Annotated in this window: 12 protein-coding genes; all 12 read right to left on the reverse strand. The window is 56.6% G+C overall.

Annotated elements, in window-relative coordinates; genetic code table 11:
- Positions 1 to 106: 106 nt before the first annotated feature.
- On the reverse strand, positions 107 to 340 hold the full coding sequence (locus GWC77_RS23480) for a hypothetical protein (RefSeq protein ID WP_173260810.1): 234 nt from the start codon (positions 338 to 340) through the stop codon (positions 107 to 109).
- A 123-nt stretch (positions 341 to 463) separates the two neighbouring features.
- The gene (locus GWC77_RS23485) at positions 464 to 733 is read right to left on the reverse strand and encodes a type III secretion system protein (RefSeq protein WP_217283381.1); all 270 of its coding nucleotides are present in this window, start codon (positions 731 to 733) and stop codon (positions 464 to 466) included.
- A gap of 2 nt (positions 734 to 735) precedes the next feature.
- On the reverse strand, positions 736 to 1740 hold the full coding sequence (gene hrpD5 / locus GWC77_RS23490; protein WP_173260812.1) for an HrpD5 family protein: 1005 nt from the start codon (positions 1738 to 1740) through the stop codon (positions 736 to 738).
- Positions 1741 to 1865: 125 nt separating this feature from the next.
- Complete coding sequence (locus tag GWC77_RS23495; RefSeq protein ID WP_173260814.1) at positions 1866 to 2798, reverse strand: hypothetical protein; 933 nt, start codon at positions 2796 to 2798, stop codon at positions 1866 to 1868.
- A complete protein-coding gene (gene sctS, locus GWC77_RS23500) occupies positions 2795 to 3058 on the reverse strand; it encodes a type III secretion system export apparatus subunit SctS (protein WP_173260815.1) in 264 nt (87 codons plus the stop codon). Before sctS ends, GWC77_RS23495 begins: the two co-directional genes overlap by 4 nt.
- Before the next feature lie 9 nt (positions 3059 to 3067).
- Positions 3068 to 3724 (reverse strand): type III secretion system export apparatus subunit SctR, encoded by a 657-nt coding sequence (gene sctR / locus GWC77_RS23505; protein ID WP_173260817.1) that lies wholly within the window; start codon positions 3722 to 3724, stop codon positions 3068 to 3070.
- Positions 3711 to 4838, reverse strand: a complete 1128-nt coding sequence (sctQ, locus tag GWC77_RS23510) for a type III secretion system cytoplasmic ring protein SctQ (RefSeq protein WP_254367120.1) — start codon at positions 4836 to 4838, stop codon at positions 3711 to 3713. Before sctQ ends, sctR begins: the two co-directional genes overlap by 14 nt.
- Positions 4839 to 4844: 6 nt before the next feature.
- The gene (gene sctP, locus GWC77_RS23515; protein ID WP_173260819.1) at positions 4845 to 5609 is read right to left on the reverse strand and encodes a type III secretion system protein SctP; all 765 of its coding nucleotides are present in this window, start codon (positions 5607 to 5609) and stop codon (positions 4845 to 4847) included.
- 16 nt (positions 5610 to 5625) lie between these two features.
- Positions 5626 to 7611, reverse strand: coding sequence for an FHIPEP family type III secretion protein (locus tag GWC77_RS23520; RefSeq protein ID WP_173260833.1), 1986 nt, complete (start codon positions 7609 to 7611; stop codon positions 5626 to 5628).
- Entirely contained in the window at positions 7605 to 8660 is a 1056-nt protein-coding gene (sctU, locus tag GWC77_RS23525; protein WP_173260822.1) for a type III secretion system export apparatus subunit SctU, read from the reverse strand. The genes GWC77_RS23520 and sctU overlap by 7 nt, the downstream gene beginning before the upstream one ends.
- A gap of 254 nt (positions 8661 to 8914) precedes the next feature.
- Complete coding sequence (locus tag GWC77_RS23530; protein WP_173260824.1) at positions 8915 to 9202, reverse strand: hypothetical protein; 288 nt, start codon at positions 9200 to 9202, stop codon at positions 8915 to 8917.
- A gap of 83 nt (positions 9203 to 9285) precedes the next feature.
- Positions 9286 to 9417 (reverse strand): IS4 family transposase (locus GWC77_RS30130; RefSeq protein WP_217283383.1); only part of this gene is annotated, 132 nt, incomplete at its 5' end.

Below are 9417 nucleotides of genomic sequence, written 5' to 3' on the forward strand. Positions count from 1 at the left end.
TCCTGTGGGGGACGTTCAAAGCGATTTGAAATCGACACGCTCCGCGGGTTGCCTTCATCCGCGCAGCGTGCCGCCATGCAAGAAAAACCCGACAGATTCTACCTATTCAAGCCTTACCCGTTATTTCTGTAGCAAACTTTGCCCCGGCTTCAAGGAGGTTGAGTTTCGACTGATTTTCCTGCTGCGCCATTGTAGCCTGCGCAACTTGGTCTTGAAACGCTGTAGCAGTCTGCGAAGCGCCGTTAATCGACGCGCCGCTAATACTCGAATTGATTCCGTCCATCAAATTGCTACCCAGACTCGAAAATCCATGCATTACTGTGCTCGCTACGCTTGCCATGATACTTCTCCTTGGATAAAATACACACAAAAAGCCGCCAAACATCAACTCAGCCTACCATCGAAATACCGAGAACAGGTAGACGGAGACCACGTCTGCTTGTCGCAGGTATTGATTAAGCGCCTACCCGCGGGCCGACCGACGTTCCTGAAGATTCAGCACGATTCGCCGCGCCGCGATCATTCCTCGATAGAGTTTTTGCATCTCGATGCGCTCTTGACTGTCGTGCACTGATTGTGTAGCCGAGCTGATTCGCTCGGCAGTCTCATCGAATGCAGACACGATCTTCGCAATTCTATCCGAAGCGTCCTTTGCGCCCAGCACTACATCCAACTCATTTAAGTCCTTCGCCACGGACATCAACGGATCATACACGTCATTTTTAACATTCATACTTAGTCCTCCTCATGGTCCTTCCCCAACAAGGAATCAAAGAAGTGCTTGATCCCGTCAGGCGTCTGCACATAGCTGAGGCCACCGCTCGCAACCACAGAGGTATATTCCGTGTTGGGAACTGCCACGCGCGCCTCGCGAACATTCAGCTCGATACGTTTTACATTGCTATCCAGGTCGGCCCGAACGATTCCGATGCGCTGCTGAAAATCCGAAATGGAGCGCACGCTGCCGGAAATCCGAAATACACCGCGTCCTGTGTATTGCACCTCGGCGCCTGTGTCGCCGAGCGACTCTCGAATATTGTCGGCTACCTCGTCCGCAACGTCATACCTGAATTCAGCCGTGCGGCCCGCCAGCACATCAACAATGTGTCGCGCCTTTTCGCTATCGGCGGCGGTCGCCACGATGCCATGCACCATTACGTGATTGCCGTTTCCGGCGACCATCAAATCAACCATTCCCGCACTATGTAGCGCTCCATCCACTTGTCTTGCGAGTTGATCGGTCGTCGGCCTGACGCCAGCCGCCTCGCTCGCCGTGCCGCCCGTCAGAGCGAGACCGGCGACTGATAGCGCACAAACCGTCACCGCACAAACTACCGCAGCCGCTGCGCGCCCTGACAATTTTGGCGATTTCGCTTTACTCTGCCGTGGCGGCACTCCCTTTGGCATCACCTTCGGTGGCTCATCATTGCGCGCGCGCTCGCTTTTCCATAAGTTCGCCAGCAAATCGAGATCGCGCGGCCAAGCCGCATCGTCCGGACCGACGCACAGTGCCACATCCCCAAATAACGTTGCGGAAAAGTCGGAGAGCATCGAGTCGCGACCGCTGTCCATGCGCACGCGCGTTGCGCCGTCCTCGCTGATTGCCACGGTGAGGGCGCCGGTTTGCCAATCGCTAATGCAAATATCAGCGTCCTGCCCCGCCCCGACCAGGTATTCGCCCGCGATCAAACGGATTTGCGCGCCGGCATGGGCGCCGGTTAGGATTCGCAAGGCTTTCATACGTCGGGTTCCGATGTTTGCCGCATTTGGGACGTTGTTCGACCGTCACATTCAGTTTAGGTTTGGGACATTGCCTCAACCCCTCCGTGGCGAACATTAGACGCACTTCGCGAACGTACAAAGACTTAGCGGTCGTGCCGATCGTCTCCCTGCGTCGCGTCAACCAGACACTGCCTGAGCCGCTCCAGAGGCCATTCCTGGTCGGCAAAATCAGGCGCATGACGTTGCTTGGCCAGCGAGGCGTCGATCAGGCAATTCAGGATGTCGACCGCAGCCGTTCCCGCCGAAGGATTGTTGCCCCTCAACACCTGTGCAGTCGACCGCAGCGCCAGCATGCGCGGAATACGTTGCCTTGCCCCCGGTCCAGTGTCCTTGATCGACCTAAACGACAAGAGAAGCGGGACGGTAAGCAAACGGATTGACGCTCTCACCTCCGGAGGCGTTGCGGGCGCCTCTGTTATATCCTGAAGGACGCGCACGAATTCATTCATGAGCACCTGCGGCAAATGGGGCGAATCAAGATGTTCGTCAGCTACTACCTGAAGGCGATTCGTCGATTTCGATTCGCGAGCGCGCGCGCGTCCGATGACCTTCCATCGTTTACGCGCCTGTCCGCTATCTTCATCTCTCTCGCTGTCCTGTCCGTGCTCGCGCTCGTGGTCGCCTTGCCCCTGTCCTTGCCCTCCGCGATCTTCCCTGCACGACTCTTCATGATGCGGGTGAAGGTGATGCAAATGCTCATGGAATTCATGCTCATGAGCATGCGACTCATGTGCGCTCTCCTTTTCGCCTCTGTCCTTTCCTAGATGCCGAAAAAGCTTGTGATGAGTTACAGTAGATTTTCTAGGGCGCAGAACGGTGGCGTACTTTACTCCCCGATGAAACGCAACCTGTTGATCGTGCAGCAGCCTGTTGTGTTTGCTGGTCCTAGCCTTTGTCAACCTTCTGCGCATCTGCGCGTGGTGAACCTGCGCATTGGTGTGTTGCTCCTGCTGGGAGACATCATCTGCCGTCTGCGACGTATGGGCGTCGTTGTTTCCTGAGACACGCGTAGTCATGATGGCACCGCAATCGTCACGACTTCGTTCGCAAACCGCAGGATCGAAGCGGCGCCCCAAGTACTTGTCAACAATATTGTGGCAATCACTGCAACAAGTTTCACCGCATACGAAATACTCTGATCCTGCATCGATGTAATGGCCTGCACGAACGAAACGATGATCCCCGAAACAGCTGCGACGGCAACAACCGGCATCGAAACGTATAAGCAGAGCAACAGCCCTTCTGTAGTGAGCCGTACCAGCGTGTCTATTTCCATTGTATCCACCTATCGATAGGTCATGACCAGTCCGTGAATGAGCGAAGACCAACCGCTCATCGCCACAAACAGCAGAAGCTTGAACGGGATTGCAACGTTGGTCGGCTGTACCTGGTTCAAACCCATCGCCATTAGCGTGTTGGCTATGACCAAATCAACCACGATGAATGCCACATAGAGGAGAAATCCTATCCTGAATGCGTCAGTCATCTCTGCCAGGGAAAACGCCGGAGCGAGGACGATGAGATCATCCTCATGTAGTGAAGCCGCAACGTCGCTTGGCCAAATCGCGGAGGCCGAGCGCAAAAAGAATCTTTTTTCCCGCTCCGGCGTATGCTTTTTCAGGAACGCACGGAAAGGTTCCTTCGCCGCCTCGAGTCCATCGATGACGACCATCGACGAATTACTATCCGCGCGTAGTTGCGGGGTCTGCATATTGTGCATGGCTTCAATCCCGATAGGCGCCATGATGTATACGGAAGTGAGCAGCGCGATTCCATTCAGCACCATGTTCGGTGGCACCTGCTGCACACCAAGCGCGTTTCGTAACAATCCCAAAACGACCACGATCTTCGCGTACGACGTCGTTACCATCGCGACAAACGGAATAAGGCCAACAACGAATACCGCAATCAGCAGTCCGGTCGTATCGTTATATTGAATCATGACTGTGCGATACCTGAATGATCCGAACGCCGAGATGATCGCCCACGGTGACCAATTCACCGAATCCGATCGTTTGCCCATAAGTCACCAGGCGAATGCGAGCGTCCCCGACGGACATCGGCAAGTCGATCACGTAACCTACGCGAAGGGCCGATAGTTGCGAAACAGGAAGCGAAACCGTCTCGATTTCGAGTCGAAGCGGCAAATCGAGTTCACTGACGCCAACAGGCTCGTCTATCGACTCGGTAAGCGGTGCGTTGAAGTGCGTATCGTGGCTCACGATTGGGTCCTCGTTCAAAGTTAATGCAGCTTGCGAAACGCTAACAGGCACGTGAAGTTGGCGTGTTCCGTATCGCCCCCATACTGCGTGCGCATTGATCGATGCCAAGGTTCCGGCGGCAAGCGCAGCGACACTTTTGGGGATGGCTCTCAGCAGGACGTCACCCGGTCTGAGCGACCTCAACTTGGCCACGCTTGTTGCTTTCTCGCCAAGCTGCAGGCGGCCCGGTACCCGAATCTCACTCACACATTGGGTCAGAGGAGCGCATTGTTGCTCCGCCAGCCGCTCAAAGGCAATCAACCAGGCTTCGTCGGCATCAACGAGCACGGCGTCGATACGCTGTCCATCCAAACGGAATGAAAATGCGCAGCACGGCTTGTTTTCATATTCCGAGATGCCATCACGATCGACTGAAACAACTTCGACTGCGTTGATGCCAATCCTGTCGAGCGCGGTTATCAGCGCCGTCATCAAGATCGAAGCGATAGCAAGCCTGACGCTCGCATGTGTATCAGAATCAGCGGCCGTCAGACTCGCCATCCCCTCATGCTGAGAAACATCGATAATGATCGATGCCATATGTGCGCCCCAGCGAATACGCAGTAAGGCGGCACGCGATCTATCGATCGTGTTACGGTCATCAACTGTCCAATCCACTACCTGAAAACTGTGCGACAGCAATGTCCGCAGCCGTTCATCCGCTGCCAATCGATGTATGCGCGCCGTCGTGTTCGTGAACGCAGGCAAGAGCGAGGGGGCAAGCGCAACGGCCTGTGCGGGTTGTGGACCCGCCGTGTGTTGGCCGCGTTCGCCGAGTCGGTCGTCGTGGTTCATTGGCTCTCAGATGACGGAAATCTCGATGTTTCTCGGGCCGCTCGGCCACGCTTGCATCATTTCGCCCAAGCTTTGCCGAAGCGCGACCTGATTCGAATAAATCAGGTTCGCCGAACGGCTTTCCGGCGTTTCGAAGCGAAGCATCAAGTCGAATCGCGAGAGGCTAACCGTCAGGTTGCAATTCGGCAGTACATCGGCGTCCAGCGAGACATTCACCTTCCAGTCGCCAAACTCGAGCACAGCGGGCGCGGAGCAGAACTCGTCTATTCTCGACACGATAGATTCGATCACCGTTTCAACGTCCCGCTGCATATCAAGCTGCGGGTTGGCCGTTACCTGGCGCCGTGCCGCGCCTCGTGTGTTCGCCACCCGTACGCGATGAGCGGATTCACCCGCCACTTTCGCTGCCCCAGGGATGAGCGATGCAGCCGCCGCGGTAGCAGGCAGGCCGTCCAAGGAACTGCTCCAGTCGCCCCCGGCAGCTGCCGATTGGTCTTCGGCTTCGCCTTCGTCCTTGCTCCCGCCGCTCGACTCCTCCCCGTCCTGTTGAGATTCGGCCTGGACAGCGTCATATTCGGGCGACAATCCGATGACGAATGGACCATCCGCGTCATGCGACTTTGTCGCACCTCGATCCTTCGTCGACGCGCGAATATTGCGGAAGTGACCAACGAGCCGGGACAAATCGCGGGGCGACGCGGGACGGTGTTCGTGCGCCTCGTCACCGGACGTGGCAATGATTCGAGCTCGATGCGGAGCGTGCGTATGCATGAGAATCCCTTTTGAATCAAGGCGTCAACCGGCCGACGGGTTGCAAATCGACGTGAGCGCCCAGCTCCTGATACGAGTAGACGGGCAACCACCTGATATGTGCCTCGATCATTCGTTTGAGGTACCGGCGGATGTCCATCGATGCGACAAGCGCCAGCCCACTTTTCGGCGCTTGTCCCACGATCTCTGCAAGCATGCGTACGTAATGCTCGATCTCTTCGGGAGGTAACGCCAGAAAATTCCCTGTCGGGGTCTGCTTGATGGACTGACGGATGATCTGCTCCAGCTCGGCGTCCACGACGACCACCTGCAGCTCGCGCGGCCCGCCTGTTGCACGGTGGGCAATCATCTTTCCCAGATCCATGCGGACATACTCCGTCAGCATGAGCATGTCTTTTTCCTTTGGTCCCCATACCACCAAACTTTCAGCAATGCTTCGGCTGTTACGAATCGGCACCCCTTCCTCGAGCAGCCGACGCAGCACGTCGGACATCTTCTGAAGCGGCAACGCCTTTTGAACCTCCGCCACGAGGCCGGGATAGTCTTCGTTAAGACGATCGAGCATCCACTGCGTCTCCTGAACACCCAGGAAGGCATGTGCGTTCTGTCGGACGAGATCAATCACGCGCCGCGCGATCACGGCCTCTGGGCTGTTGTCCGTACCGTCCTTCGTCGCAGTGTCTGCTCGTGCCATCAGCGCGTCGGCTTCCGCGGCCTCCGCAACCGTCGAACGAGCGTGGGGCACGTCAAAGATCAATACCTCGAACGTATCTGCGGGCAGCTTTTCGTCCCGCCACATCATGATTCCCGGGAAAGGAACGCCGATGTCAACCTGTAGCGCTAAACGCTCCTGATTGAATGCTCGATCCAACGCGTCGCCCGCCAAACGCCCACTCAACTCTGGCGCCAGCCGCACGCCGACCGGGCAGGTAAACTGCGGAGGGTTTGGCAAAATGGACGGGGCGTCGGCCTTGGCCCCGGCGCGCTGCAATGCGACCACCGGTTTACCTGCATCGGCGATGGGCGCGCGCCGCTTCTTGCCAAGCCGATAGCCGACAAACGCGAGCAGCCCGGACAGCAGCAGAAACAGCGGCGCGGGAAAGCCGGGCACAAACGCAAATCCAACGAGCAAGAGCGCTGAGAAATAAAGAGCGCGCGAATTTCCGCCAAACTGATGACCGATCTCGTCACCGAGCGATCGCTCCGAATCGCCGCCGCTTTCATCGCCGACCCGCGTAATCATTACGCCAGCGGCCACCGATATCAGAAGCGACGGAATTTGTGAAACCATGGCGTCGCCGACCGATAGAACCGAGAAGCGGTTTGCCGCTTCAGCCGCTGACATACCGTGATAGGCCACCCCGACAGCAATACCCGCGACGATATTGATCAACGTGATCATCAGCCCCGCAATCGCGTCGCCTTTCACGAATTTCATCGCCCCGTCCATGCCGCCGTGCAGTTGGCTTTCGACGGCAAGGCGAGCCCGCTTCTTTCGCGCCTCATCCGGCGTGAGAATGTTCGCGCGCAGGTCTGCGTCGATGCTCATCTGTTTTCCAGGCAAGGCATCGAGCGTGAATCGCGCGCCCACTTCAGCGACACGTTCGGAACCCTTTGCGATCACGATGAACTGCACAACGGAAATGATCACGAACACTACGAGGCCCACAACGAGGTTGCCCCCGACCACAAGCTCTCCAAAACTCTCGATGATGTCGCCTGCCTCGGCGTGCAGCAGAATCGACTTCGTGGAAGCGATGTTGAGTGATAGACGATATAGCGTCGTAAAGAGGAGCACCGACGGAAACGCCGATAAGGAAGTGATACTGCCGACGTACATGGTCGCCATCAACAGCGTGACGCTGATCGTAATGTTGACCGCGAGCAATGCGTCGATGACAACCGGGGGCAAGGGCAATATCATCAGCGAGACAATGATGACCAACAAGACGGCGACACCTGCTTCACCTACCTTCGGTAGTGCCAGTTTCGGCATCATGATCGCTGCTCCGGCGCGGCAAGGCTGTCCACCCATCGTAGAATGGCTACGACAACCTCAAATAGTTCTTCCGGAATGGCCCGATTCTCTGGCACCTTATAGAGCATCCGCGCAACCGGCGGGTTACTTACGATGGGAACGCCTGCCTCCGTCGCGTATCGTCGCATCAGCAACGCCTGGTCGTCCACGCCCTTCGCCACCACAACGGGCAAAGGGAACTCGGCCGGTGCGTATCTCAAAGCCACGGCATAGTGGGTTGGATTGACGACCACTACGTTTGCGCGACCGACGTTCTCTTTCTTGTTTTCGTTGGCGCCTTCCCTCGCGCGCTTTTTCCGCTCGTTTTTGACCTCGGGGTTTCCATCGCTATCCTTCATCTCCCGTTTGATCTCGTCCTTCGACATCCGGTTTTTGCGGATAAACATCCAGTGCTGCAGCTTGTAATCGAACGCAGCAATGACGATGAACACCCCGAGCGCGACAACGACAACGTGCGTCACGATCGACCAAAGCAGGGTGGTTTCCTCCGGCACGGATTGTTCGAGTGCACTTGCGACCACGGGCAGCGCTGCGCCAATCGTCTGCCACATCACGACAGCCACGATTGCGCCCTTGACCGTCATCTTGATCAGCTCGACGATCGAGTTCATCGAAAAAATCTTCATCAACCCGGACGCCGGGCTGACCGATTCGATCTTTGGCATGATCGGCTCGAGCGAAATCATCAAGCCCGCCTGAGCGGCGAGCGCGAGAAGGGATGCGACCATCGGAGCCGCCGCCATCGCGCAAAGGAGAATCACGCAGTGTTTGCCCATATCGGCCAATGTGACAGTAATGTCCTGCATGGACCGCGGTCCGTGTACGAAATCAAGCGCCGCCCCCACTACCGCCCGCAGTGTCGCTGACAAATACTTGCTGCCGCTCTGAATAGCGAGGAACGCACCGGCCAGGCACGCAGCCTGGACGACGTCGGTGCTCTTGACGACTTGCCCTTTTTCGCGTGCATCGCGAAGCTTCTTGTCGGTTGGTTGCTCGGTCTTCTCGTCACTCATCTCGGTGTGATCCGATCCGTTCCTGCATCACAAATGTGCTCAGCCGATGTGCGGCGCCACTCTGGGGTTACGGTAGGCTGGAGACTCAACCGCGGGCCACGCCTATGCGAATTACGGGCGCTCGCCGCGAAGCACCAGTCGCTTCGCCGCTTGCCTTTGCGTTGTGTAAAGTCACCGACCCGCAACAGCACATCGCCTGACGATTTGTCACAGCAGTTTCCCACCCTGTTTTTCAAGAAGCGCCTTGAGCTTTTCTAAATCGGAATGTATCCTTTTTTTAATTCGAATTCCCTATCGCCCTCCGAACTAGCATTAACAGTATCCCTGGCATCGCTTGCCGCCGCCTCGACCTTACAATGCAAACGGCTTGCTCTTACGCCAAGACCACTGAGCGTCTCATCGAACCATTCGGTCCTGGCGGCCTGATTCTCATATTTATTTGAATAATAAATAATGTTTCTTGCCTTTGAAAAAATTTCATTATATTCCATGACGCATTGAGCACCGACATTATGAAGCTCCGAAGCACTTCTAATTGCCATTATCACCATCTCCTTTGTTACACTTCAGCCATGGCTAACCTGCAAAACACTCAACCCGTAGCGATACCCCAAAACGCATTCCATTACGCACAAGTCTGCTGCTCGAGCTCACGCGCGTATCTGATACCAGCAGCAAAATCCACCACGCGCTGCATGCCTAGCCAGATGGTCTTGACGCCAGGCTCGCCGTCGCCTTTGCGGGCGAGGAAGCCGCC

This window comes from Paraburkholderia sp. NMBU_R16, assembly GCF_013282575.1.
Classification (GTDB): Bacteria; Pseudomonadota; Gammaproteobacteria; order Burkholderiales; family Burkholderiaceae; genus Trinickia.